24 protein-coding genes and 1 rRNA gene are annotated in these 23,961 nt (G+C 70.2%); 21 read left to right on the forward strand and 4 right to left on the reverse strand.

Going from position 1 to position 23,961, the window contains the following annotated elements; genetic code table 11:
- Positions 1 to 158 precede the first annotated feature (158 nt).
- The 7 genes from rrf to recN all read left to right on the forward strand — a co-directional run bounded on the left by rrf (position 159) and on the right by recN (position 8,133).
- Positions 159 to 275, forward strand: a 5S ribosomal RNA gene (gene rrf, locus ACFC06_RS00005).
- Positions 276 to 2,051: 1,776 nt separating this feature from the next.
- Positions 2,052 to 3,164, forward strand: coding sequence for a hypothetical protein (locus tag ACFC06_RS00010; RefSeq protein ID WP_375935088.1), 1,113 nt, complete (start codon positions 2,052 to 2,054; stop codon positions 3,162 to 3,164).
- 278 nt (positions 3,165 to 3,442) lie between these two features.
- Positions 3,443 to 4,336 carry an HAD-IIA family hydrolase gene (locus ACFC06_RS00015; RefSeq protein ID WP_375925719.1) on the forward strand — a complete coding sequence of 298 codons (894 nt, stop codon included), beginning with the start codon at positions 3,443 to 3,445 and terminating at the stop codon, positions 4,334 to 4,336.
- 13 nt (positions 4,337 to 4,349) lie between these two features.
- Positions 4,350 to 4,622, forward strand: a complete 273-nt coding sequence (locus ACFC06_RS00020) for a hypothetical protein (RefSeq protein ID WP_375925722.1) — start codon at positions 4,350 to 4,352, stop codon at positions 4,620 to 4,622.
- A 1-nt stretch (position 4,623) separates the two neighbouring features.
- Positions 4,624 to 5,445, forward strand: a complete 822-nt coding sequence (locus ACFC06_RS00025; RefSeq protein WP_375925724.1) for a TlyA family RNA methyltransferase — start codon at positions 4,624 to 4,626, stop codon at positions 5,443 to 5,445.
- On the forward strand, positions 5,442 to 6,386 hold the full coding sequence (locus tag ACFC06_RS00030; RefSeq protein WP_375925727.1) for an NAD kinase: 945 nt from the start codon (positions 5,442 to 5,444) through the stop codon (positions 6,384 to 6,386). The genes ACFC06_RS00025 and ACFC06_RS00030 overlap by 4 nt, the downstream gene beginning before the upstream one ends.
- On the forward strand, positions 6,364 to 8,133 hold the full coding sequence (recN, locus tag ACFC06_RS00035) for a DNA repair protein RecN (protein ID WP_375925729.1): 1,770 nt from the start codon (positions 6,364 to 6,366) through the stop codon (positions 8,131 to 8,133). Before ACFC06_RS00030 ends, recN begins: the two co-directional genes overlap by 23 nt.
- A 40-nt stretch (positions 8,134 to 8,173) precedes the next feature.
- Here the strand turns inward: recN and ACFC06_RS00040 are convergent, their stop codons facing one another.
- Positions 8,174 to 8,593, reverse strand: a complete 420-nt coding sequence (locus ACFC06_RS00040; RefSeq protein ID WP_375925732.1) for an SRPBCC family protein — start codon at positions 8,591 to 8,593, stop codon at positions 8,174 to 8,176.
- Positions 8,594 to 8,639: 46 nt separating this feature from the next.
- Positions 8,640 to 9,077: an SgcJ/EcaC family oxidoreductase gene (locus ACFC06_RS00045; protein WP_375925735.1), complete on the reverse strand. Its 438-nt coding sequence runs from the start codon at positions 9,075 to 9,077 to the stop codon at positions 8,640 to 8,642.
- A 113-nt stretch (positions 9,078 to 9,190) separates the two neighbouring features.
- On the opposite strand from ACFC06_RS00045, the gene ACFC06_RS00050 reads away from it, so the two are divergent.
- From ACFC06_RS00050 to der, 12 genes are all read left to right on the forward strand, one after another.
- Positions 9,191 to 9,655, forward strand: a complete 465-nt coding sequence (locus ACFC06_RS00050; protein WP_375925738.1) for a MarR family winged helix-turn-helix transcriptional regulator — start codon at positions 9,191 to 9,193, stop codon at positions 9,653 to 9,655.
- A 49-nt stretch (positions 9,656 to 9,704) separates the two neighbouring features.
- Positions 9,705 to 10,904, forward strand: coding sequence for a putative cytokinetic ring protein SteA (gene steA, locus ACFC06_RS00055; protein ID WP_375925741.1), 1,200 nt, complete (start codon positions 9,705 to 9,707; stop codon positions 10,902 to 10,904).
- Complete coding sequence (locus tag ACFC06_RS00060; RefSeq protein ID WP_375935091.1) at positions 10,901 to 11,842, forward strand: copper transporter; 942 nt, start codon at positions 10,901 to 10,903, stop codon at positions 11,840 to 11,842. The genes steA and ACFC06_RS00060 overlap by 4 nt, the downstream gene beginning before the upstream one ends.
- 171 nt (positions 11,843 to 12,013) lie before the next feature.
- Complete coding sequence (locus ACFC06_RS00065) at positions 12,014 to 13,735, forward strand: CTP synthase (RefSeq protein WP_375925744.1); 1,722 nt, start codon at positions 12,014 to 12,016, stop codon at positions 13,733 to 13,735.
- Between the two features lie 13 nt (positions 13,736 to 13,748).
- Positions 13,749 to 14,411, forward strand: a complete 663-nt coding sequence (locus ACFC06_RS00070; protein WP_375925747.1) for an NUDIX domain-containing protein — start codon at positions 13,749 to 13,751, stop codon at positions 14,409 to 14,411.
- Positions 14,412 to 14,483: 72 nt separating this feature from the next.
- Positions 14,484 to 15,413 carry a site-specific tyrosine recombinase XerD gene (xerD, locus tag ACFC06_RS00075; protein ID WP_375925750.1) on the forward strand — a complete coding sequence of 310 codons (930 nt, stop codon included), beginning with the start codon at positions 14,484 to 14,486 and terminating at the stop codon, positions 15,411 to 15,413.
- Positions 15,414 to 15,656: 243 nt separating this feature from the next.
- Positions 15,657 to 16,490 (forward strand): ParA family protein, encoded by an 834-nt coding sequence (locus tag ACFC06_RS00080; protein WP_375935094.1) that lies wholly within the window; start codon positions 15,657 to 15,659, stop codon positions 16,488 to 16,490.
- The gene (locus ACFC06_RS00085; protein WP_375925753.1) at positions 16,487 to 17,359 is read left to right on the forward strand and encodes a segregation and condensation protein A; all 873 of its coding nucleotides are present in this window, start codon (positions 16,487 to 16,489) and stop codon (positions 17,357 to 17,359) included. The genes ACFC06_RS00080 and ACFC06_RS00085 overlap by 4 nt, the downstream gene beginning before the upstream one ends.
- Entirely contained in the window at positions 17,356 to 18,012 is a 657-nt protein-coding gene (scpB, locus tag ACFC06_RS00090) for an SMC-Scp complex subunit ScpB (protein WP_375925756.1), read from the forward strand. The genes ACFC06_RS00085 and scpB overlap by 4 nt, the downstream gene beginning before the upstream one ends.
- Before the next feature lie 8 nt (positions 18,013 to 18,020).
- A complete protein-coding gene (locus ACFC06_RS00095; RefSeq protein ID WP_375925758.1) occupies positions 18,021 to 19,253 on the forward strand; it encodes a pseudouridine synthase in 1,233 nt (410 codons plus the stop codon).
- A gap of 38 nt (positions 19,254 to 19,291) precedes the next feature.
- Entirely contained in the window at positions 19,292 to 19,996 is a 705-nt protein-coding gene (gene cmk / locus ACFC06_RS00100) for a (d)CMP kinase (RefSeq protein WP_375935097.1), read from the forward strand.
- Positions 19,993 to 21,411 (forward strand): ribosome biogenesis GTPase Der, encoded by a 1,419-nt coding sequence (der, locus tag ACFC06_RS00105; RefSeq protein ID WP_375925761.1) that lies wholly within the window; start codon positions 19,993 to 19,995, stop codon positions 21,409 to 21,411. The genes cmk and der overlap by 4 nt, the downstream gene beginning before the upstream one ends.
- A gap of 57 nt (positions 21,412 to 21,468) precedes the next feature.
- Here the strand turns inward: der and ACFC06_RS00110 are convergent, their stop codons facing one another.
- Positions 21,469 to 21,915: a MarR family winged helix-turn-helix transcriptional regulator gene (locus ACFC06_RS00110; RefSeq protein WP_375925764.1), complete on the reverse strand. Its 447-nt coding sequence runs from the start codon at positions 21,913 to 21,915 to the stop codon at positions 21,469 to 21,471.
- A gap of 62 nt (positions 21,916 to 21,977) precedes the next feature.
- Between ACFC06_RS00110 and ACFC06_RS00115 the strand changes: the two genes are divergently transcribed.
- Positions 21,978 to 22,346: a VOC family protein gene (locus tag ACFC06_RS00115; RefSeq protein ID WP_375925767.1), complete on the forward strand. Its 369-nt coding sequence runs from the start codon at positions 21,978 to 21,980 to the stop codon at positions 22,344 to 22,346.
- Between the two features lie 11 nt (positions 22,347 to 22,357).
- Here ACFC06_RS00115 and ACFC06_RS00120 read toward each other — a convergent pair whose 3' ends face one another.
- Positions 22,358 to 22,954, reverse strand: a complete 597-nt coding sequence (locus ACFC06_RS00120) for a TetR/AcrR family transcriptional regulator (RefSeq protein WP_375925770.1) — start codon at positions 22,952 to 22,954, stop codon at positions 22,358 to 22,360.
- A gap of 97 nt (positions 22,955 to 23,051) precedes the next feature.
- On the opposite strand from ACFC06_RS00120, the gene ACFC06_RS00125 reads away from it, so the two are divergent.
- Positions 23,052 to 23,939, forward strand: coding sequence for an alpha/beta fold hydrolase (locus tag ACFC06_RS00125; protein WP_375925773.1), 888 nt, complete (start codon positions 23,052 to 23,054; stop codon positions 23,937 to 23,939).
- Positions 23,940 to 23,961: the final 22 nt, after the last annotated feature.

Below are 23,961 nucleotides of genomic sequence, written 5' to 3' on the forward strand. Positions count from 1 at the left end.
GGAAGCACAGTAATGTGTGTAGGTGACTGGTACTAATAGGCCGAGGGCTTACTACGAAGGTGTTACGCGTCCACTGTGCGGTATCTGAAACAACAGACACTGCAGCACACCCGCCAGGGGTAACTCTGGGTGGGGAGCGCTGTCTAGTTTCATAGTGTTACGGCGGTTATAGCGGTGGGGAAACGCCCGGTCCCATTCCGAACCCGGAAGCTAAGGCCACCTGCGCCGATGGTACTGCACTCGACAGGGTGTGGGAGAGTAGGACACCGCCGGAACATCTTTCGCGATAGGGGACCCAGATCTGGGTCCCCTATCGGCGTTTCCGGGTCTCGAACGGGGCCCGATCTGCCACGCGGACGATGCCCCGTCCTCCGCCCGTGGTTGAATTCTTCAGGCGGGGCACCACGACATCTCCCCGGAGGCGGGGAATCTAGAAAGGGATCGCCGTGTCGGAACACAACGACGGACGGAAGCCTTTCCGCCGGGACGGAGACGCCCGCGGTTTCGGCCGGCGCGGCGAACCGACCGATCGCCCCCGAGGCGGCCACGGTGACAACCGCGGCGCCGGGCGCGGCGAAGGCGGCGGCTTCCGCCGCAACGACGACAATCGCGGCGGCTCCGACCGCGGTGGATACCAGGGACGCGGCGGCTCCAACGACCGTGGCGGTTTCCGCCGCAGCGACGACGACCGTCCCCGCGGTGGTGGCTACCAGCGGCGCGACGAAGGCGACCGCGGTGGGTATCAGAAGCGCGATGACGAGCGCGGTGGATCCCGCCGTGGCGGCGACGATTCGCGCGGTGGCTACCAGGGCCGCGGTGGCTCGGGTGGCGGCTTCCGTCGTGACGACGACCGCTCGCGTGGCAGCTCCGATCGCGGTGGTTTCCGGCGTGATGATTCGCGCGGTGGTTCCGACCGTGGCGGTTTCCGCCGCAACGAAGGCGACGATCGTTCGCGCGGCGGCTACCAGCGCCGCGACGAAGGCGACCGTGGCGGCTATCAGAAACGCGATGACGAGCGCGGCGGCTATCAGAAGCGCGACAGTGACCGCGGCGGCTATCAGAAGCGGGACGACGATCGCGGCGGTTTCCGCCGTGACAGCGGAGACCGCGGCGGTTACCAGGGCCGAGGTGGCTCCGGTGATCGTGGTGGCTTCCGTCGTGACGACGACCGCTCGCGTGGCAGCTCCGACCGTGGTGCCTCGGACCGCGGTGGGTTCCGCCGCGGCGGCGATGATTCGCGCGGCGGTTCGGACCGTGGCGGTTTCCGTCGCAGCGAGGGTGACGATCGTTCGCGTGGCGGCTACCAGCGCCGCGACGACGGCGACCGTGGCGGCTATCAGAAGCGCGATGACGAGCGCGGCGGCTACCAGAAGCGCGACAGTGACCGTGGCGGGTACCAGAAGCGCGATGACGAGCGCGGCGGTTTCCGCCGTGACGATTCGCGCGGCGGCTACCAGGGTCGCGGTGGTTCAGGTGATCGCGGTGGCTCGGGTGGCGGCTTCCGTCGTGACGACGACCGCTCGCGGGGCAGCTCCGACCGCGGCAGCTCGGGTCAGGGCGGGTTCCGCCGTGGTGGCGACGATTCGCGCGGTGGTTCCGACCGTGGTGGTTTCCGCCGCAACGAAGGCGACGATCGTTCGCGCGGTGGCTACCAGCGTCGCGACGAAGGCGACCGTGGCGGGTACCAGAAGCGCGACAGCGACCGCGGCGGGTACCAGAAGCGGGGCGACGACGATCGTTCGCGCGGCGGGTCCGATCGTGGTGGGTTCAAGCGCGGCGAGAAGTCCGGCGGGTACCAGCGGCGTGACGAGAACCCGCGCGGCGGGTTCAAGCGTGGCGGTGACGCGGACCGGACCGAGTACGTCGGTGAGGACGGCGCTCCGCTGAACGGCACCTACCGGGAGAAGCGGCGTGAACGCGAAGGTGATGTGCTCGGCGTGATGTCGAGCGCCGCCGACGCGGACCAGCCCACCGCCGATGCCGTATCGGCCACCGGCGATGCCGATGACCAGACCGCGTCCACTGTGCAGTCCGAAGGCGACTCCGCCTCCCTGAGCGATCGGGGATCGGACGACGATCGGGTCTCCGATGAGGCCGATCGCTCGGCCGGCAACCGGACCGGACAGGTCGATGAGGACGGCGCCGACTCTCGGGCCGACAGCTCGGCCGGAGACCGGGCCGAGCGCACGGACGGCGAACAGAACGCAGCATCCGAAGGCCGCGGTGAGAACTCGGCGGACGATCGCGCCGTTCGTGCGGACGATGCTCGGGACTCCGCCGACGACGACCGAAGCGATCGCAGGTCCGCGGCGACCGACGACCGCGCCGACGACGACCGTGGCGCCCGCGGACGCTCGGCGGATGACCGCCGTGGCGGCTACGACCGTGACGACGATTCGCGTTCGGCCGGTTACGACCGCGAGGACCGCCGTCGTGGCGGCGAAGGCGCCCGCACCACTGGTGGCAGGCCGACCGACCGGCGCAACGCGCGTCCGGACGAGCCCGATCTGCCCGAGGACGTGCAGGCCTCGGATCTGGATCCGGCCGTGCGCCGCGATCTGCTGAGCCTGGACAAGAACAACGCCGAGACCGTCGCCCGGCACATGGTGATGGCCGTCGAGCTGCTCGAGGACGACCCGCGCCTGGCGCTGGCCCACGCGCGGGCCGCGCGGCAGCGCGCGGGCCGAATCGCGGTGGTGCGCGAGACCGCCGGTGTGGTGGCCTATCACGCCGAGGAGTGGGCCGAGGCGCTCTCGGAGCTGCGGACCGCGCGACGCATGTCGGGTGGGTCCGGGCTGCTGGCCGTGATGGCCGACTGCGAGCGCGGTCTGGGCCGTCCGGAGCGGGCGATCGAGCTCGGTCGCAGCGAGGAAGCCCAGCGGCTCAGCGGTGACGAGGCCACCGAGCTGCGCATCGTGGTCGCCGGCGCGCGCATGGACCTGGGACAGTTCGACCAGGCCGTGGTCACCTTGCAGACCCCGGATCTGGACCCCGCTCGCACCGGCTCCGCCGCGGCCCGGCTGTTCTACGCCTACGCCGACGCCCTGGTGGCCGCCGGTCGCACCGAGGACGGCCTGCAGTGGTTCCTCAATGCCGCCGCGGCGGACGAGGACGGCGAAACCGATGCCGAGGAGCGCGCCGCGGAACTCACCGGCGGCGCCTGACCACACACACACACACGGTCACCGGCCGCAGTTCGGCACCCGGAGCACCCGGCCCCGAACTGCGGCCGCTGCCGTATTCCGGTGTCTGTGGTGGCGCGGGGGTGAAGTGGGTCACCCCGGGCGACCGAACCTCGCACACCCGGCACCGATCGTCGAGCCATGCTCGATCATGAAGAGGGCGAGGGCGATTCGACGGCGGCGCGAGCCGGAACCTGTCGGTGGCCTCGCCTAGGGTCGCAGACGTACTCGGCCCGGCAGCGACGACGGAGTGAGGGTGTGTGAACCGGCTACGCGATCGATATGACGCTCTGCTGCTCGATCTGGACGGCACGCTGTACCGCGGGCCCGAGGTGATCGACGGTGCGCCCGAAGCGCTCGTCCCGGACGGGAATTCGGCCCAGCGGCTGATCTATGTCACCAACAACGCCTCCCGTGGTCCCGGCCAGGTCGCGGGCCATCTGGCGGAGCTGGGGTATCCGGCCACGGCCGACGATGTGGTGACCAGTGCCCAGGCCGCGGCGGGCATGCTCGCACAACGGCTCGAGCAGGGCGCCCAGGTGCTCGTGGTGGGCACCGAGGACCTGGCCGCGGAGGTCAAGGCGGTGGGACTGATCCCGGTGCGCCGTTTCGGTGACACGCCGCCCGCCGCCGTCGTCCAGGGGCATTCGCCGACGACGGCGTGGCCCGACCTGGCCGAAGCCGCCTACGCGCTGCGCGACGGCGCGCTCTGGATCGCCACCAACGCCGACCGCACTCTGCCCAACGAGCGCGGTCTGGCCCCGGGCAACGGCGCGATGGTGGCCGCCCTGCGCGCCGCCACCGACCGGGAACCGCTGGTCGCGGGCAAACCGTTCGCGCCGCTCATGCGCGACGCGCTGGCCCGCTCGAACGCGCGCGAGCCGCTGGTGGTGGGCGACCGGCTCGACACCGATATCGAAGGCGCCAACGAACTCGGGCTCGACTCGCTGCTGGTGCTCACCGGCGTCAGCACCCTCGCCGACGTGTGTACCGCGCCACCGGCCCGGATCCCCGGCTATATCGCCGGATCGCTGGACGCGCTCAATACCGAGCCGCTCCAGGAGCCGGTCGCGCCCGCCGAGGTCGCGGAGCTGTTGCGACAGCACCCCGGCCGGGCCGTACGGGTGCGCGCAGCCGATCCGGAAATCCGATAGCGTTGACCCCACGATGAGTACTCCGAGTTCACCGCCGACCGGCGCGTCGCAGCCACCCCGACCCGGCATCCCCGTGCCGGGCAGTCATCTGGCGGGCCAGGAACCGGCCGACCCGAACCGGATCAGGTCCGAGGTCGACGCGCTGCTCGCCGAACTCGGACCCCGGCCCACGTCGGGCCCCGCGGAGAACGTCGAGACCGGGGCCGACATCACCCGCCGCGCGCGCATCCTCGAACAGGCGCACGAGGTGCTGGTGGACGCCCTGGCGACAGTGGACAAGATCTGAGGTGGCCAGGCGAGCGCGTGTGGACGCCGAACTGGTTCGCCGCGGATTGGCGCGATCGCGGGAACACGCGGTCGAACTGATCGGCGCGGGCCGCGTCCTGATAGCCGGAACCGTCGCCGTGAAACCGGCGACGGCCGTGGAGGCCAACACCCCGCTGATCGTGCGGGAGGAACCCGACGAGGTGTCGTGGGCCTCGCGCGGCGCGCACAAGCTGCTCGGCGCGCTCGAGGCGTTCGAACCGCAAGGGGTGAGCGCCGCCGGGAAGCGGTGCCTGGACGCGGGAGCGTCGACCGGCGGGTTCACCGATGTGCTGCTCGAGCGCGGCGCGCGGGAGGTGGCGGCCGTCGACGTGGGCTACGGCCAGCTGATCTGGCGGTTGCAGAACGACGACCGGGTGCAGGTGTACGACCGCACCAACGTGCGCAACATCACCCCCGAGATCATCGGTGGCACAGTCGAATTGGTGGTGGGCGACCTGTCGTTCATCTCGCTGGGCCTGGTGCTGCCCGCGCTGGCGGCCTGCGCCGCCGACGGTGCCGATCTGCTGCCGATGGTGAAGCCGCAGTTCGAGGTCGGTAAGGAGCGGGTCGGCGCGGGCGGGGTGGTGCGTGATCCGGCGCTGCGCGCCGAGGTCGTGACCGATGTCGCCGCCGCGGCCGCCGCGCTGGGGCTGCGGACCGAGGGCGTGGTCGCGAGCCCGCTGCCGGGGCCGTCGGGCAATGTGGAGTACTTCCTGTGGCTGCGCAAGGTCGGCCCGTTCGACTACGACGCCGAGCAGGTGGCCGCGCTGGTCGCGAAGGCTGTCGAGGAGGGTCCGCAGTGAGCACGCACGCCGGCGACCGGGAGATCCTGCTCGTCGCCCATCCGGGCCGCGCGGAGATCATCGAGACCGCCCACCGGGTGGCCAAGATCTTCGCCGCGGCCGGGATCTGCCTGCGGGTACTGGCCGACGAGGCCGACAGCACCCGCTTCGAAGACGAACCCGCCGGTTATCCGGTGCGGGTGGTGCCGCACAGCCCGTCGGCCGCCCTGGGTTGCGAGATGGTGCTGGCCCTCGGCGGTGACGGCACGTTCCTGCGCGCCGCCGAACTCGGCAGGCCCAGCGGGGTTCCGGTGCTCGGAATCAATCTGGGACGCATCGGATTCCTCACCGAGGCCGAGGCCGAACATCTCGACGAGGCGCTCGCGCAGGTGGTCGACCGGGACTATCGCATCGAGGACCGGATGACCATCGACGTCACCGTCCGGGTCGAGGACGTGGTGGCCGAACGCGGCTGGGCGCTCAACGAGGCCAGCATCGAGAACGCCCAGCGCATGGGCGTGCTCGAGGTGGTGCTCGAGGTGGACGGCAGGCCGGTGTCGTCGTTCGGCTGCGACGGCGTGCTCGTCTCGACACCCACCGGATCCACCGCCTACGCGTTCTCGGCGGGCGGGCCGGTGGTGTGGCCGGAGCTCGAGGCGATGCTGGTGATTCCCAGCAACGCGCACGCGCTGTTCGCGCGGCCGCTGGTGATCAGCCCGGAATCGCATATCGCGGTGGAGGCCGTGGCGACCGGGCACGACGCGATCGTGTTCCTCGACGGCAGGCGCACGCTGGGCCTGCCGCGTGGCGGGCGGGTCGAAGTGGTGCGTGGCGCCCGGCCGGTGCGCTGGGTGCGGCTGGATTCCGCGCCCTTCGCCGACCGGATGGTGCGCAAGTTCCAGCTGCCGGTGACGGGCTGGCGGGGCAGAAAGGACACCGATGCTGACCGAGATCAGAATTGACGGACTCGGCGTCATCTCGACGGCCACCGCGCAGTTCCACGCGGGACTGACCGTGCTCACCGGTGAGACCGGCGCGGGCAAGACGATGGTGGTCACCAGCCTGCACCTGCTCAGCGGTGCGCGCGCGGACGCGGGCCGGGTGCGCCTGGGCGCGGCCAAGGCGGTGGTCGAGGGCCGGTTCGTGGTCGACGACGTCAACGAGGCGGCCCGCGCCGCGGTGCACGAGGTGCTGGAATCGGCGGCCGCCGAGGCCGACGAGGACGGCAGCGTGATCGCGGTGCGCACCGTCAACAGCGACGGGCGCTCGCGCGCGCACCTGGGCGGTCGCGGCGTGCCCGCGGCGGTGCTCGGGGAGTTCACCTCGCGGCTGCTGACCGTGCACGGCCAGAACGATCAGTTGCGCCTGCAGCGTCCCGAACAGCAGCTCGCCGCGCTGGACCAGTTCGCCGGTGACGGTGTCGCCGGGCTGCTGCGCAAGTACCAGGTGCACCGCCGGACCTGGCTGGACGCGCGCGCCGAACTGCTCGAACGCACCGCGCGCAGCCGCGAACTGGCGCTCGAGGCCGACCGGCTCAAGCATTCGCTCGCCGAGATCGACGGCATCGCGCCCGAACCCGGCGAGGACGAACGTCTCGTCGCCGAGATCCGCAGGCTCAGCGACCTGGACTCGTTGCGGGAAGCGGCGGTCGCCGCGCACGAGGCCCTGTCCGGGCCGGGAGACGAACCCGTTGACGGCGGGGGAGTCCTCGACCTGCTCGGTGGCGCCAGGGCCCGGCTGGATTCGGCCGACGACCCCGCGCTGACCGCGCTCGCGCCCCGGCTGGGCGAGGCGATCGCCGTGGTCGTCGACGTGACCACCGAGATCAGCGGCTATCTGTCCGAGCTGCCGTCGGATCCGGGCGCGCTGGACTCGATGCTCACCCGCCAGGCCGAACTGAAGTCGCTGACCCGCAAGTACGCGCCCGACATCGACGGCGTGCTCGCCTGGGCCGACGAATCGCGCGCGCGTCTGGACTCGCTCGACGTGTCCGAGGACGCGCTCGCCAAGCTGGCCGGTGAGGTGGAGACCGCCGCGGGCAAGGTACGCGAGACCGCCCGCAAGCTCAGTGCCGCGCGCGCGAAGGCGGCGGGCAAGCTGGCCACGGCGGTGAGTACCGAGCTGGGTGGGCTGGCGATGGGCAAGGCGCGCCTGGAAGTACAGGTCCGGCCGATGCCCGCGGGGGCACAGGATTCCGCGCCGCTCGAGGTCGACGGTGTCGCGCTGCACGCGGGCGCGACCGGCGTCGACGAGGTGGAGTTCCGGCTCTCGGCGCATTCGGGCGCGCAGTCGCTGCCGCTGAGCAAGAGCGCCTCCGGCGGTGAGCTCTCGCGGGTGATGCTGGCGCTGGAAGTGGTGCTGGCCGGGTCCGATCACGGGGCGACGATGGTCTTCGACGAGGTCGACGCCGGTGTCGGTGGCCGGGCGGCGGTGGAGATCGGTAAGCGGCTGGCGCGGCTGGCCCGCACCCATCAGGTGATCGTGGTGACCCACCTGCCGCAGGTGGCGGCCTTCGCCGACACCCATCTCGTCGTCAACAAGTCCGACGACGGAAAAGGCAAGGTGGACAGCGGCGTTCGTACGCTCACCGACGAGGAACGCGTGGTCGAACTGGCCCGCATGCTGGCGGGTCTCGACGACACCGAGACCGGCCGCGCGCACGCGGAGGAACTGCTCGAGACCGCCAGGGCGGAGCGGACTCCGGCCTGAACCGAGGCCGCCCGCGACTGGGTGCGGGCGGCCCCGAGGCTCACTTCAGGGCTTTGCGGACGCCGCCGAGCAGCTGGTTGGTGAGCTGGCGCAGACCGAACTCGAGCACCGGGGCGGGCACGGGCAGCGACGGCTCGGACTCCATGGTGTAGACCACGCGGGTGCCGCCGGAGCTGGTGTCGGCGAAGGTCACGGTGCCGACGTGGCGCTTGACCGGGGCGCCCTTGACGATCTTGTACTCCATCCGCTCACCGGGAACCAGCGCGGTGATCTCCTCGGTGACGGCGACCTTGCCGAGGCCGAGGGTGTGCTGGGCGCCGACCCCGGTGGCCGGGTCGCCCTGCTTGACCAGCTTCACGTTGACCGGCAGGTACGGGCTGACGCTCTCACGCTCGGTGAAAAGGCGGTAGACGATATCGCGAGGGGCGTCGAAAACCGTCTCGACGGTGCTGCGGGGCATGGATGTCTCCTGTCCGAGATGTCTGTGACCCGCAGCATACGGGTACCTATCGGACGCGTTCCGATCTGGCCGCCATGGCGTCGAAGAACCAGTGGAACTTGGTGTTGTGGAAGGTGGCGAAGCGCCAGGTTCCCTCGCGGCGCACCGCGACGTACACATAGTCCTTGGTGTTGCGCCGGTTGCGCCTGCTCTTGCCTTTGAGCAGCGCGCCCCGGCCGTCGACCACGGCCACATCGGGGGTCAGGAACCGCAGCCGGGTGATCTCGCCGTCGAGGCGGCTGCCCTTCAGGTACGAGGTGAACAGCGCGGCGTGCGAGGACTCGATGGCGTCGCGGCCGGCGTAGTGGCGGCCGAACCAGGTGACGTACTCGGCGTCCTCGGTGAAGGTCGCGGCGAAGGCGCGGGCGTCGCCCGCGTCCCAGGCGGCGGTGTTGGCGGCGAACAGCGCGCGCACGGCCCGCTCGTCGGCATGGGGTTCGGTCATCGGGGCTCCCGGAAACTAGGATCGAACAGTCAGAATTCGATTCGGTAAGTATCTGCGTGGGTAATATTCTTACTGAGGAAGATAATTGCGGAAGCTGCGGAAGGTGTCAAGGGATGTCCGGCAAGAGGGGTGAACTCGCGGCCGCGCTGACGGTGGCGGCACAGCGCAGCGCGACGGACGGGGTGATGCTGCACCAGGCGGTCGCGGACAAGCTCGGTCTGCACGTCACCGATCTGCGGTGCCTGAACATGCTGCGCCTGGGCGGTCCGGCCACCGCGGGGGAGCTCGCGGCGCAGACCGCGCTGTCGACCGGCGCGGTGACGAAGATGGTCGATCGGTTGCTCGCGGCGGGTTATGTGCGCCGCGAACACGATGTCGCGGACCGGCGCCGGGTGATCGTGAGCGCGATTCCGGCGAAGATCGACGAGATCGCCCCGCACTACGAGCTGCTCGCGCGCCGTTTCGCGGCCGCGCTCGACGACTACTCCGACGAACAGCTCGAGCTGGTTCTCGACCTGTTCGGGCGGCTGCACGCGACCTCGCTGGAGGTAGCCGCGGCGTTGCGCGCGCAGGACTGACTCGGCGCGCCTCCACCACAGGTTGAGGGTTTGCGCCCATCATCGGGCCATGAGGATGCCGGCGCTGTTGTCGAGGAACACGGAAACGCTGCCCGGTGTCACCGGGATCGCCCGGGTGGATCGCGATACCCGGCGACTGTTGCGGCGGGTCGGTCCGGGGGACGTGGTCGTCCTCGACGAGACCGATCTGGACCGCCACACCGCCGACCGGCTGGTCGAAGCCGGGGTGGTCGCGGTGATCAACACCTCGCCGTCGATCTCGGGACGCTATCCGAACCTGGGTCCGGAAGTGCTGGTGGCCAACGGGATCGTGCTCATGGACACCGTGTCCTCCGATGCCTTCGGCAAGATCAAGGACGGCACCAGGATCCGGATCGACGCCGGAATCGTCTACGCCGACAAGCTGACCAAGAAGGAACCCGAGGTCCTCGTGGAGGGCATCGAGTTCGACGAGTCGGCCATCGCGGACCGGATGATCGAGGCGCGCAACGGCCTGGCCGATCACCTCGACGCCTTCGCGGGCAACACCACCGAGTTCGTCCGCACCGAGAGCGCGCTGCTCATCGACGGTATCGGGGTGCCCGACATCGAGCTCGAGCTGCGCGGCAGGCATGTCGTGGTGATCGCCGACGGGCCGGGTCATCGTGAGGAGCTCCAGCGGCTCAAGCCGTTCATCAAGGAGTACGCGCCGATCCTGATCGGCGTCGGCCGCGGCGCCGACACCCTGCGCACGCTGAAGTACACGCCGGACCTGATCGTCGGCGAGCCCGACGAGATCAGCACCGAGACGCTGCGCTGCGGCGCCGAGATGATCCTGCCCGCCGATACCGACGGGCATGCCAGGGGTCTGGAGCGCATCCAGGATCTCGGCATCGGCGCCACCACCTTCCCGTCCTCGGGTTCCCCGGCCGATCTGGCGCTGATGCTGGCCGATCATCACGGCGCCTCGCTGATCGTGCTGGCCGGGGCGCCCGCCTCGCTGGAGGACTTCTTCGACCGCGGTCGCCGCGACAGCAATCCGGCCACCTTCCTGACCCGGCTCAAGGTCGGCGCGAAGCTGGTGGACGCCAATGCCGTCGCGACGCTGTACCGGCAGCGTTCCTCCGGGGCCGCGCTGGCGCTGGTGGTGCTGGCCGCGCTGGTGGCGATCGTGGTGGTGATCCTGGCCTCGCACAACGGCTCCCAGGTGCTGGACTGGGCGATCGCGTACTGGGACCGTTTCGTGCTGTGGGTGCGGGGTCTGCGGTGATCTCGCTGCGTCAGCACGCCATCTCGATCGCGGCGATCTTCCTCGCGCTGGCGATCGGGGTGATCCTCGGTTCCCAGACCCTGGCCGCGGACATGCTGTCGGGGTTGCGCTCGGATCGCAGTGACCTGCGCGGGCAGGTGGACGCGCTGACCGCGCGCGACGAGCAGCTCACCGCCCGCCTCGACACCGCCGACAAGTTCGTCGCCGGCGCGGCGGAACGCATCCTCGGTGGCACCCTGGCCGACCGCAGCGTCGTGGTGTTCAGCACTCCGGACGCCGATCCCGCCGACATCGACGGCGTGAGCCGCTCGCTCGAGACCGCGGGCGCCGCGGTCACCGGCCGGATCGCGCTCACCGAGGCCTTCACCGACGCGGGGGAGGGCGACCGGATGCGCTCGGCGCTGACGAACATCGTCCCCGCGGGCGCCCAGCTGCAGACCGGCGCCGTCGACCAGGGCAGCATGGCGGGTGACCTGCTCGGCCTGACCCTGCTGCTCGATCCGGCCACGAACCAGCCCCGCAGCACACCCCAGGAACTCGCACTCGCCCTGGAGACCCTGCGCGGCGGCGGCTTCCTCGCCTACCGCGACACTCCGGTGCGACCCGCGCAACTGGCCGTCGTCGTCACCGGCAATGGTGTTGTTTCCGACACCGGCCAGGGCGCGACTATCGCCCGGTTCACCGGCGCGGTCCGCGCCCGCGCCGCGGGCACCGTCCTGGCGGGCCGGGCCGGCGCCGCCGAGAACAACGGCGCCATCGCCTTCGTCCGCGCCCAGGCCCCGCTGTCCACCGCGGTCACCACCGTCGACAATGCCGACCGCGAAATCGGCCGCGTGACAACCGCTCTCGCCTTCACCGAACAACTCACCGGCGGCGCGGGCCGCTACGGCACCACCCCGACAGCGACATCGTTCACCCTCGTCGCCATGCCCCGCTGACCCCCGATTCCACGGTCGAAACGCACCGACTGATCACGCACGGACATGGGTAACTCGCCGGGTACGCCCAGAACTCCGGCACCCCCTCACCGCCGGGCCGACGCCCGACACGCCCCCTCGAAAACGGCACGCTGAATTCGCGGGGAGGCGGTACTGCTAGGCTGGAGTTCCGTGGGTCAAACACGGAATCAGGCTCGAAATGCCACCAAGCACATCTTCGTGAGCGGTGGCGTCGCCTCCTCTTTGGGTAAGGGTCTCACCGCCTCCAGCCTCGGTCAGTTGCTGACCGCGCGCGGTATGCGGGTGACGATGCAGAAGCTCGACCCGTATCTGAACGTCGATCCGGGCACCATGAACCCGTTCCAGCACGGCGAGGTCTTCGTCACCGAGGACGGCGCCGAGACCGACCTCGATGTCGGCCACTACGAGCGTTTCCTCGATCGCGACCTGACCAAGGACGCGAACGTGACCACCGGTCAGATCTACTCGACGGTGATCGCCAAGGAGCGCCGCGGTGAGTACCTGGGCGACACGGTTCAGGTGATCCCGCACATCACCGACGAGATCAAGAACCGCATCATGGCGATGCAGGGTCCGGATCTGCAGGGTCATGTGCCGGATGTGGTGATCACCGAGATCGGTGGCACCGTCGGTGACATCGAGTCGCAGCCGTTCCTCGAGGCGGCGCGCCAGATCCGTCACGACGTGGGTCGCGACAATGTGTTCTTCCTGCACGTCTCGCTGGTGCCGTATCTGGCGCCCTCGGGTGAGCTCAAGACCAAGCCGACGCAGCATTCGGTCGCGGCGCTGCGCAATATCGGTATCCAGCCCGACGCGCTGATCCTGCGCTGCGACCGTGAGGTGCCGCAGGGTCTCAAGAACAAGATCGCGCTGATGTGCGACGTCGACGTGGAGGCCTGCATCTCCACCCCCGACGCGCCGTCGATCTACGACATCCCGAAGGTGCTGCACAGCGAGGGCCTCGACGCCTATGTGGTGCGCAAGCTCGGCCTGCCGTTCCGCGATGTGGACTGGGCCGTGTGGGGTGACCTGCTCGATCGGGTGCACTCCCCGCGCGAGACCGTCGAGGTGGCGCTGGTCGGCAAGTATGTCGACCTGCCCGACGCCTACCTGTCGGTGACCGAGGCGCTGCGCGCCGGTGGCTTCGCGCACCGGTCCAAGGTGAACATCCGCTGGGTGCCCTCCGACGAGTGCGAGACCGAAGCCGGTGCGCAGGCCGCGCTGCGGGACGTCGACGCCGTGCTGATCCCCGGCGGGTTCGGTATCCGCGGTATCGAGGGCAAGCTCGGCGCGATCCGCTATGCCCGTCATCGTGGCATCCCGCTGCTGGGTCTGTGCCTGGGTCTGCAGTGTGTGGTGATCGAGGCGGCGCGTTCGGTGGGTATCGAGGACGCCAATTCGGCCGAGTTCGAGCCCGAGACGAAGAACCCGGTCATCTCGACCATGGCCGATCAGGAAGACGTCGTCGCCGGTGAGGCCGATCTGGGCGGCACCATGCGACTGGGCGCCTACCCGGCCACCTTGCAGAAGGGTTCGGTGGTCGCGCAGGCCTACGGTTCCGAGCAGGTCTCCGAGCGGCACCGGCACCGGTTCGAGGTGAACAACGCCTACCGTGACGCCATCGCCAAGAGCGGTCTGGTGTTCTCGGGTACCTCGCCCGACGGGCACCTGGTGGAGTTCGTGGAGTACCCGGCCTCGGTGCACCCGTTCTTCGTCGCCACCCAGGCGCATCCGGAGCTCAAGAGCCGCCCGACCCGCCCGCACCCGCTGTTCGCGGCGCTGATCAACGCGGCATTGAAATACAAACTGGCCGAACGCCTTCCCGTAGACTTTCCCGAGGAAGAGCTCGCGGAGCAGGCCGCGGAACTCTGAGGGAGTCGAGGTCATGAGCGCACCCGGTAGTCACGAGTTCGAGACGGTGTCGAGCCGGGTGCTCTACAGCGGTGCGATCCTGGCTCTGCGCCAGGATCAGGTCGCGATGCCCGGTGGGCGGATCGCCGAGCGCGAGGTCATCGAGCATCACGGGGCCGTCGCGGTGCTCGCCCTCGACGACGAGGGCGAGATCGTGCTGATCCGCCAGTACCGGCATCCGATCGGTACCCGGCTGCTCGAGCTGCCCGCCGGGTTGCTCGACATCGACGGCGAGGACCCGCTCACCGCGGCCGAGCGCGAGCTGGCCGAGGAGACGGGCCTGGCCGCGGCCGAATGGTCGGTGCTGGTGGACGTGGCGCTCTCGCCGGGGTTCACCGACGAGGCGCTGCGGGTGTTCGTCGCGACCGGTCTCACCCCGACCGAGCGGCCCGATCCCGAACACGAGGAAGCCGACCTGGAAACCGTGCGGATGCCGGTGGCCGAGGCCGTGCGGGCCGCGCTGGCCGGGGAGATCGTGAACGCGACGGCCGTGGCCGGGGTGCTGGCGTACGCGGCGGCGCAGGCGAGCGGGGTGCCGTTGCGCCCGGCCGACGCGCCGTGGCCGGGTCAGCCGAGGGCCTTCCTGCGGCGCAAGGCCGACGAGGCCCGCGCGACGGCGTCCGGCAGCGACGCGTGAGCACGACGTCGGATCGCGGCGCGACAGGGATTCCTGCCGCCGCGACCGACGGGGACCGACCGGGCCTCCGCCGTGCTCGCGCGTGAAATCGACGCCTACCTCGACCATCTGACGGTCGAACGCGGTGTCGCCCGCAACACTCTCGGCGCCTATCGCCGGGATCTATCCCGCTACCAGGCTTTTCTCGACCGCCGCGGCATCGCGAACCTGGCCGCGGTGGCGCAGGGCGATGTCGCCGAATTCACCATGGCCCTGCGCTCCGGCGGCGACGAACATCCGCCGCTGGCCGCGGGATCGGTGGCCAGGGCGCTGATCGCGGTGCGTGGCCTGCATCGCTTCGCCGCCGCCGAGGGCATCACCGACACCGATGTGGCGCACGCGGTGAAACCGCCCGCGCAAGGGCGCAGGCTGCCCAAAGCGCTGCCCTACGACCAGGTTCTGCGCCTGCTGGAGGCCGCGGGCGGCGAGGGCGAAGCCGATGGCGGCCCGCGCGGACTGCGTGATCGGGCGCTGCTGGAACTGCTGTACTCGACCGGCGCGCGTATCTCGGAGATGGTCGGCCTCGATGTGGACGACATCGACGCCGAACAACGGTGCGTCGTGCTGCGCGGCAAGGGCGGAAAGCAGCGGCTGGTCCCGATCGGCAGGCCGGCTCTGGCCGCCGTGGACGCCTACCTGGTGCGTGGCCGCCCGAGCCTGGCCGCGAGCGGAAAGGGTTCGGCCGGAGCGCTTTTCCTCAACGCGCGCGGTGGCCGGTTGTCGCGCCAGAGCGCCTGGCAGGTATTGCAGACCGCGGCCGACCGCGCGGGCATCGGCGCCGCGGTCTCCCCGCACACCCTGCGCCATTCCTTCGCCACCCACCTGCTCGACGGCGGCGCCGACGTGCGGGTGGTGCAGGAACTGCTCGGCCACGCCTCGGTGACCACCACCCAGATCTACACCCTGGTGACGGTGAGCACGCTGCGCGAGGTCTGGGCCACCGCGCACCCGCGCGCGCGGTGAACCCCCGGCGCGGCTCGGCGCGCAGCGGGTATCGTGCGAACACGCCCGGCGTTGCCATGCCGTACCTCACCGGTGCGAGCGGTAGCGTCTACCCCCAGAGCTGGACCGTACGAAAGCGAGTCCGGGCCCGAATCGGTCTCGCTACCCTCGACAGGGGTTACCGGCAGGAATACGTATAAGGAGCAGCGGATCGTGACGACAGCGGAAACACCGTGGGACGGTGGATCGGACGAGGTCGCCGAGATGGGGCCGACCGGGCGCCCGCTGCGACTGGTGCCCGAACCGCCACGGGTGCAGCGTCACGGTGACGCACTCGTGGTGGCCATGTGCAACCAGAAGGGCGGGGTCGGCAAGACCACCTCGACCATCAATCTCGGTGCGGCCCTGGCCGAATACGGCCGCCGGGTGCTGCTGGTCGATCTGGATCCGCAGGGTGCGCTCTCGGCCGGTCTCGGCGTGGCCCACCACGATCTCGATCTCACCGTGCACAACCTGCTCATCGGCGGCAAGGCCAAGGTCGACGACGTGCTGCAGACCACCAAGGTCGACGGCATGGATCTCTTACCCAGCAACATCGACCTGTCCGCGGCCGAGATCCAGCTGGTCAACGAGGTCGGCCGCGAACAGTCGCTGGGCCGGGCACTGGCGTCGGTGCGCGACCGCTACGACTACATCCTCATCGACTGCCAGCCCTCGCTGGGCCTGCTCACCGTCAACGCGCTGGCCTGCTCCGACGGCGTCATCATTCCGATGGAATGCGAGTACTTCTCGCTGCGCGGCCTCGCGCTGCTCAACGACACCGTGGAAAAGGTGCGCGACCGGCTCAACCCGCGGCTGAGCCTCTACGGCATCGTGGTCACGATGTTCGATGCGCGCCTGCTGCATTCGCGCCAGGTGATGTCGCGCGTGGTCGAGGTGTTCGGCGACCTGGTCTACGACACCGCCATCTCGCGCACCGTGCGCTTCCCCGATGCCAGCGTCGCCGGCGAACCCATCACCACGTGGTCGCCGAAATCCGCGGGCGCGGAATCGTATCGGGCCATGGCACGTGAAGTCATCCACCGGTCGGGCCGGTGATCGACGCTTCACCCGCGGTACCCGCAGTACCCGAAGACCCTGCCCCGACCGGCTTTCACCTCCGGTTGAAGAACTTCGAGGGGCCGTTCGATCTTCTGCTCACGCTGATCAGTTCGCGCAAACTCGATGTCACCGAAGTGGCGCTGCACCAGGTCACCGACGAATTCATCGCCTACACCAAGGCACTCACGGCCGAGCTGGCCGAGAACACCAAGCTGCGCGCGGACAAGATTCTCGACCAGACCACCGAGTTCCTGGTGGTCGCGGCGACCCTGCTCGATCTGAAGGCCGCCCGGCTGCTGCCCTCGGGGGAGATGACCGACGCCGACGATCTGGAACTGCTCGACGCGCGCGACCTGCTGTTCGCCCGGCTGCTGCAATACCGCGCGTTCAAGCAGGTCGCCGAGCTGCTGGGTGAACTGGAGGCCGCCGCCCTGCGCCGCTACCCGCGCTCGGTGGCGCTCGAGGAACAGTTCGAGGGCCTGCTGCCCGAGGTGACCCTCGGCGTGGACATCGCCGCCTTCGCCGAGATCGCGGCGGCCGCCTTCCGGCCCCGTCCGGTCGCCGAGGTCGGGCTCGGGCATCTGCACATGCACACCATCTCGGTGGCTGAACAGGCCGAGCTGGTGCTGGCGCTGCTCAAGGAACGCGGACCGGGCGGCTGGACTACCTTCGCCGAGATCGTCGCCGACTGCACGGTCCCGGTCGAGATCGTCGCCCGCTTCCTGGCCCTGCTCGAGCTCTACCGTGGCAAGACCATCGCCTTCGACCAGCCCGACCCGCTCGGCCCGCTGGCCGTGAGCTGGCTCGGCGAGCTCGATCCCGACGCCGAGGCGGCGGCGCTGACCTTCGAGGAGGATTACGGATGACGGAGACAGTGGTGGAATTCACCTCCGAGCCGCTCGACGACGCCGAACTGCGCGCGGCGCTCGAGGCCATGCTGCTCGTCGTCGACGCGCCCGCCCCGGCAGAACAGCTGGCAGCGGCCCTGGACGACAGCACCGAGCGGGTCGAGGCGGTGCTGCGCGAGATGTCGGCCGAGTTGTCCGCGCGTGGCAGCGGGATCGACCTGCGTTTCGTCGGTGACGGGTGGCGCTTCTATACTCGACAGCAGTACGCGCCCTATGTCGAGCGTGTGCTGCTCGACGGGGCCCGGACGAAACTGACCCGGGCCGCCTTGGAAACCTTGGCGGTGGTGGCCTACCGCCAGCCGGTGACTCGCACCAGGGTCAGCGCGGTCCGCGGGGTGAACGTCGACGGAGTGATGCGCACGCTGCTGGCCAGGGGCTTGATCGCGGAAGTGGGTCAGGACCCGGAGACCAACGGCACGCTCTACCGCACCACCGAGTTGTTCCTCGAACGGATCGGGCTCGCCTCCCTGGGCGACCTGCCCCCGCTGGCGCCGCTGCTTCCCGGCGTCGATCTGATCGACGAGATCAGCGAGAGCCTGGAGACCGATCCCCGGTTCACCAGGCTGAAGAAACCCGCCGAGTCCGACATGGACCTCGGCACCGACGATTGACAGGACAGATGAATAATTCCGCTCGCCGAGATGGCACACCGGATCGAAGAAAACGCAGCGACCAGCCCCGAAGTGGCGCGAACCGGACCGCGGGAACCCGCGGCGGCAGTGCGCGCACCGGGCAGGCGGGCTCCCGTGGGGAGGCCCCCGGCCGCCGCGGCACCGGCGCGGGTGGCTTCCAGCGCGGTGACAATCCTCGCCGTGGCGCGACCGGCGGCTACCAGCGTGACGAGTCCGGCGGCCGCCGTGGCGGGTCCACCGGTGGCTACCAGCGCGACGACGCCGAGCGTGGCGGCTACCCCCGCACCGGTGGCGCCGGTCAGCGCGGCGGCGCACCCCGCGCCGGCGGGACCGCCAGGCCCGCCACCGCGCAGGCGCAGACCGCCCGCAAGAAGTCGGCGAAGCCGCAGCGCAAGGTGGTCGCGCCGACCATCCTGAACAACGCCAAGCCGGCCCGCCACCAGCACGCCGAGAACGCCGAGGGCCCGAAGAAGCTGCCCTGGGGCGAGGGCGAACGCCTGCAGAAGGTGCTCGCCAAGGCCGGTGTCGCCTCGCGCCGCGCGGCCGAGGAGATGATCGCCGCCGGGCGCGTCGAGGTCGACGGCCGGATCGTGCGCGAGCAGGGTCTGCGTGTGGACCCGCAGAACGCGGTCGTGCGCGTCGACGGCACCCGCGTCGTCGTGCGCGACGAACTGGTGCACCTGGTGCTGAACAAGCCCAAGGGCTGGCAGTCCACCATGTCCGACGATCTCGGCCGTCCGTGTGTCGGCGATATCGTGGCCGAGCGCATCGCCGCCGGTCAGCGCCTGTTCCACGTCGGCCGCCTCGACGCCGACACCGAGGGCCTGCTGCTGCTCACCAACGACGGCGAGATGGCGCACCGGCTGATGCACCCGTCCTTCGAGGTGCCCAAGACCTACCTGGCCACCGTCAACGGCGAGGTGAACTACCGCCTGGTCAACAAGCGCCTGCGCGACGGTGTGGAGCTCGAGGACGGCCCGGCCAAGGTCGACAAGTTCGTCCTGCTCGAGGCCCACGAGGGCCGGTCGCTGGTCAAGCTCGTGCTGCACGAGGGCCGCAAGCACATCGTGCGTAGGCTGCTCGACGAGGTCGGCCACCCGGTGGTCCGCCTGGTGCGCACGCACCTGGGCCCGGTCGCGCTGGGTGATCAGCGTCCCGGCACGCTGCGGGTGCTCGGCCGCGACGAGATCGGCAAACTCTACGAGGCGGTGCAGCTGTGAACGGAGTGGATCTGCCGGTGGAACTCACCGGCGGCCGGATGACCGGTGACGGCACGCTCGTGGTCGCCATGGACGGCCCCTCGGGCACCGGCAAGTCGAGCGTTTCGCGCCGGCTGGCCGCGCGCCTGAACGCCCGCTACCTCGACACCGGCGCCATGTACCGGGTCGCCACCCTGTGCGTGCTGCGCGCGGGTGTCGACCTGACCGACCCGGTGGCGATCGCCGACACGGTGGCCGCGCTGCCGTTGTCGATCGGCACCGATCCCAGCCACGAGGTCATCGAGCTCGACGGCGAGGACGTCTCGGCCGAGATCCGCGGCGACGCGGTGACCAAGGCCGTCTCGGCGGTCTCGGCGGTGGCGCAGGTGCGTGAGCAGCTCGTCGCCCTGCAGCGCGAGATCGCCGCGGTGGCCGGACGGGTCGTGGTCGAGGGCCGCGACATCGGCACCGTGGTGCTCACCGGCGCCGACGCCAAGATCTATCTCACCGCCTCCGCGGAGGCGCGCGCCCAGCGGCGCAATGCCCAGAACATCCGCGAGGGCCGCGGCGACGACTACGCGGCCGTGCTGGCCGACGTGCAGCGCCGCGACACCCTCGACTCCACCCGCACGGTGTCGCCGCTGCGCCCCGCCGCCGACGCGGTGCTCGTCGACACCAGCGACCTGACGATGGATCAGACCATCGACGAGCTCTACCGCGTGGTGGCCCAGCAGCTTTCGGCCACGACAGGAAGGTCGCGATGATCGACGAAGAGGTACTGGCCGGAGACGGCGTCTGGAGCGATGAAACCGACTGGGAGATCGCCGATCTCGAAGGCGAGCACGAGGACGGCGAACAGCTCGCCATGCCGACCGTCGCCGTCGTCGGCCGCCCGAACGTGGGCAAGTCGACCCTGGTGAACCGCATCCTCGGCCGCCGTGAGGCCGTCGTGGAGGACATCCCCGGCGTCACCCGCGACCGCATCTCCTACGAGGCCAGCTGGGCCGGGCGCCGTTTCCTGGTGCAGGACACCGGCGGCTGGGAGCCCGACGCCAAGGGCCTGCAGCAGCATGTGGCCCGCCAGGCCGAGGTCGCCATGGAGACCGCCGACGCGATCCTGCTGGTGGTCGACGCGACCGTCGGCGCCACCGCGACCGACGAGGCCGCGGTGCGCAAGCTGCGCCGCTCCAAGATCCCGGTGATCCTGGTGGCCAACAAGGTCGACGACCAGAAGGTCGAACTCGAGGCGGCCAGCCTGTGGTCGCTGGGTCTGGGTGAGCCGCGCATGGTCTCGGCCTCGCACGGCCGCGGCACCGGCGACCTGCTCGACGATGTGCTCAACGCGCTGCCGGAGACCCCGCGCGAGGGGACCGGCGTGGCCGGTCCGCGGCGGGTGGCGCTGGTCGGCAAGCCCAATGTCGGCAAGTCCAGCCTGCTCAACAAGCTCTCGGGCGACGAGCGTTCGGTGGTCCACGATGTCGCGGGGACCACGGTCGACCCGGTCGACTCGCTGGTCGAGCTCGGCGGCAAGGTGTGGAAGTTCGTCGACACCGCCGGTCTGCGCCGCAAGGTGTCCAACGCCTCGGGGACCGAGTTCTACGCCTCGCTGCGCACCAAGTCGGCGCTGGAGGCTTCCGAGGTCGCGATCATGCTGATCGACGCGTCGGTGCCGATCACCGAGCAGGACCTGCGGGTGATCAGCCTGGTCGCCGAGTCCGGCCGGGCGCTGGTGCTGGCGTTCAACAAGTGGGATCTGGTCGACGAGGACCGCCGCTACATCCTGGAACGCGAGATCGATCGCGATCTGGTGCGGGTGCCGTGGGCCCAGCGGGTCAACATCTCCGCTCACACCGGTCGCGCGGTGCAGAAGCTGGTGCCGCAGATGGAGACCGCGCTCGAGTCCTGGGACAAGCGCGTCTCCACCGGCCGTCTGAACACCTGGCTCAAGGAAGTCATCGCGGCGACCCCGCCGCCGATGCGCGGTGGCCGCCAGCCCCGCGTCCTGTTCGCCACCCAGGCAGGCACCCGTCCGCCGACGTTCGTGCTGTTCACCACCGGTTTCCTGGAGGCGGGCTACCGCCGCTTCCTGGAGCGGCGCCTGCGCGAGGAGTTCGGTTTCGACGGCTCGCCGGTGCGCATCTCGGTGCGTGTGCGCGAGAAGAAGGAACGCAAGAAGTAGCGCGATCTTCCGCCGAGAGCCCGGGCCGTCACGCCCGGGCTCTCGACGTTTCGGCGGCTATCCGCCGCTCGCGCGCAGGGCACCGACCATGCTCTTCAGTGCCCGCAACGCGTCCGCCTGCTCGGCCTCGGTCATCCCGGCCAGCATGCGCCGCTCGACGGACCGTACCGCCGCCGACGCCTGCTCGAGACTCCGCCGTCCGCTCGGTGTGAGCCGGGTCGGCAATGCCTTGCCCACCGGCGCCTCGGCGGGCCGGGTCACGAAGCCGTCGCGTTCCAGGGCCTGGAGCAGCACGTTCATGGTCTGCCGCGTCACGAACGCGCCCCGCGCCAGCTCGGAGTTCGACAAGCCCGGCCGTTGCGACAGCAGTTCCAGGCACGAATAGTGCGTCACGCTCATGCCCAGCGGGCGCAGTACCTCCTCCATCGCGGTGCGCAGCGCGCTCGACGCCTCCTTCAGCAGGTAGCCCAGCGACGTCTCCAGGTCGACACCCTCTTGACTCATGTCAGTATTCTGACATAGCGTGGTTCGTGTCAGAAAGCTGACACGTAACGAGGAGGATCACCATGCCCGTCACCGGCCCCGACTTCATCTCGCTCCAAACGCGCGACCTCGCCGCCTCGCAGGCGTTCTACGAGCACTACCTCGGTCTCGTCCGCGCGCAGACCGGTCCGCCACACGCCGTCGTCTTCGAGACGAAGCCCATCGCCTTCGCGCTGCGCGACCTCGTGCCCGGCACCGATCTCGATTCCGCCGCCCAGCCCGGCATCGGCGCCGCGATCTGGCTGCACGCCACCGAGGTCCAGGCCATCCACGACGCTCTCGCCGCCGACGGGCACGCCATCGTCACCGAGCCCATCGACGGCCCCTTCGGCCGCACATTCACCTTCGCCGATCCCGACGGCTACCGGATCACCCTGCACGACCGCGCCTGAGTGGTCGTAGCTCAGCCGATCATCACGCGGTCGAGCAGGTGGTCGACGAGCTCGGTCGCGCGCTCGGTCATGCCCTGGTCGGTGAGCATGCCCTGGGCCAGTCCGGCGACGGCCAGTAGGATCACCTCGGCATCGGCGCGCAGGGTCGCCTCGTCGGCGTCGGGGCCGCGTAGGGCGCGCAGCTGGGCCGCGACCGCGTCGATGATGTAGGTCGGCGTCTCGGCGGTGTCCGCCGATTCGAGGTGCGGGCCGGTGAGGGTTGCCGCGTGGAAGATGCCCAGGATCATCGTGTTCTCGCGACGGGCTTCGTCGAGCGGCAGCAATCCGAGCAGCACCGTGCGGACAATGTCGCGCGGGCCCGCGCCGGGCCCGAGCTCGCCGAGTGCCTGATGCAACCGGGCGCCGGCATCGGTGACGACCGCACGATGGGTGGCCAGCAGGAACTCGCGCTTGGTGCCGAAGTAGTACTGCACCGACCGGACCGAGACCCCCGCTTCGGCGGCGACGGACTGGAAGGTTGCCGCGTCGAGGCCGCCCCGGGCGATGACCCGCCGGGCCGCGCCGGTGATGGCGGCGCGCCGTTCTTCGTGATCGGCCAAGCGTGGCACCGCTGTCTCCTTGCTGTCCCGTCCGTCGAGGTCTTCATGGTACGCCCATATCACTGATGTGGTACGGTCATATCACCAACGAGATTCAGGGGTGGTCATGGCCAAGCTCGGACGATTCAAGAACGACAAGGCGCGCGAGGAGTACTTCCGCACCTACCGCGCACTCGAAAAGGAGATGCCGGTCCCGTCGACCACGGTCGACATCCCCACGTCCTTCGGCAGCACCCGGGTGCGCACCGCGGGGGCGGGCACCGGGATTCCGATCGTGCTGCTGCACTCGCTGGGCGGCAACAGTCTGGCCTGGAACCATGTCATCGAGGACATCGCGCGCGGGCACGTCGTCCACCTGCCCGAGATGATCGGCACGCCCGGCCTCAGCGTGCAGACCGCCCCGATCGACGAGTCCGGGTTCGGTACGTGGCTGGGCGAGGTGCTCGACGGGCTCGGCGCCGAGCGGGTGCACCTGGTCGGCTATTCGCAGGGCGCCTGGCAGGCGATGGTCACTGCCACCACCCAGCAGCGCAGGCTGGCCAGCCTGACCGTCATCGAGCCGAGCGGCACTCTCACCAAGATCAAGTGGAGCCTGCTGTGGACGATGATCCGGGTCGGCGCGCGCCCGACCGACAAGAACCTGCGCGCGATGAACGCCCGGCTCAACCCCGGTGTCACCCTCAGCGACGCGGAATTCGACGGCGTCAAATCGGCCCTGGGTTTCCACCCCGCCATCGGCTATCCGAAGCTGTTCACCGACGAGCGCCTGGCCACCATCACGACCCCCACCCTGGTGATGCTCGGCGCCGAGTCGCTGGTGGTCGACCCGGTCCTGGCCGAACAGCGCCTGCGCGAGAACCTGCCCCACTGTGAGGTGGTGGTCTTCCCGGGCGAGGGCCACGGCCTGTTCCACGCGATCCCGGAGGACATCGTCCCCCGCATCCTCGACTTCGCCGCCCGCTACGAACCGACCGACGCCCGTCGCGGCGAGTGAGGCCGGTCCTGTCGCCGAGGTG

The organism is Nocardia sp. NPDC056064, from assembly GCF_042266925.1.
Lineage (GTDB): Bacteria > Actinomycetota > Actinomycetes > Mycobacteriales > Mycobacteriaceae > Nocardia.

Excerpts from the sequence above, each read along its gene's own strand:
- ACFC06_RS00020 (WP_375925722.1), top strand. The coding sequence starts at position 4,350 with ATGAGTACTCCGAGTTCACCGCCGACCGGCGCGTCGCAGCCACCCCGA.
- recN (WP_375925729.1), top strand. The coding sequence starts at position 6,364 with ATGCTGACCGAGATCAGAATTGACGGACTCGGCGTCATCTCGACGGCC.
- ACFC06_RS00040 (WP_375925732.1), bottom strand. The coding sequence starts at position 8,593 with ATGCCCCGCAGCACCGTCGAGACGGTTTTCGACGCCCCTCGCGATATC.
- ACFC06_RS00045 (WP_375925735.1), bottom strand. The coding sequence starts at position 9,077 with ATGACCGAACCCCATGCCGACGAGCGGGCCGTGCGCGCGCTGTTCGCC.
- ACFC06_RS00050 (WP_375925738.1), top strand. The coding sequence starts at position 9,191 with ATGTCCGGCAAGAGGGGTGAACTCGCGGCCGCGCTGACGGTGGCGGCA.
- steA (WP_375925741.1), top strand. The coding sequence starts at position 9,705 with ATGAGGATGCCGGCGCTGTTGTCGAGGAACACGGAAACGCTGCCCGGT.
- ACFC06_RS00070 (WP_375925747.1), top strand. The coding sequence starts at position 13,749 with ATGAGCGCACCCGGTAGTCACGAGTTCGAGACGGTGTCGAGCCGGGTG.
- ACFC06_RS00080 (WP_375935094.1), top strand. The coding sequence starts at position 15,657 with ATGGGGCCGACCGGGCGCCCGCTGCGACTGGTGCCCGAACCGCCACGG.
- scpB (WP_375925756.1), top strand. The coding sequence starts at position 17,356 with ATGACGGAGACAGTGGTGGAATTCACCTCCGAGCCGCTCGACGACGCC.
- ACFC06_RS00095 (WP_375925758.1), top strand. The coding sequence starts at position 18,021 with ATGAATAATTCCGCTCGCCGAGATGGCACACCGGATCGAAGAAAACGC.
- cmk (WP_375935097.1), top strand. The coding sequence starts at position 19,292 with ATGACCGGTGACGGCACGCTCGTGGTCGCCATGGACGGCCCCTCGGGC.
- der (WP_375925761.1), top strand. The coding sequence starts at position 19,993 with ATGATCGACGAAGAGGTACTGGCCGGAGACGGCGTCTGGAGCGATGAA.
- ACFC06_RS00110 (WP_375925764.1), bottom strand. The coding sequence starts at position 21,915 with ATGAGTCAAGAGGGTGTCGACCTGGAGACGTCGCTGGGCTACCTGCTG.
- ACFC06_RS00115 (WP_375925767.1), top strand. The coding sequence starts at position 21,978 with ATGCCCGTCACCGGCCCCGACTTCATCTCGCTCCAAACGCGCGACCTC.
- ACFC06_RS00125 (WP_375925773.1), top strand. The coding sequence starts at position 23,052 with ATGGCCAAGCTCGGACGATTCAAGAACGACAAGGCGCGCGAGGAGTAC.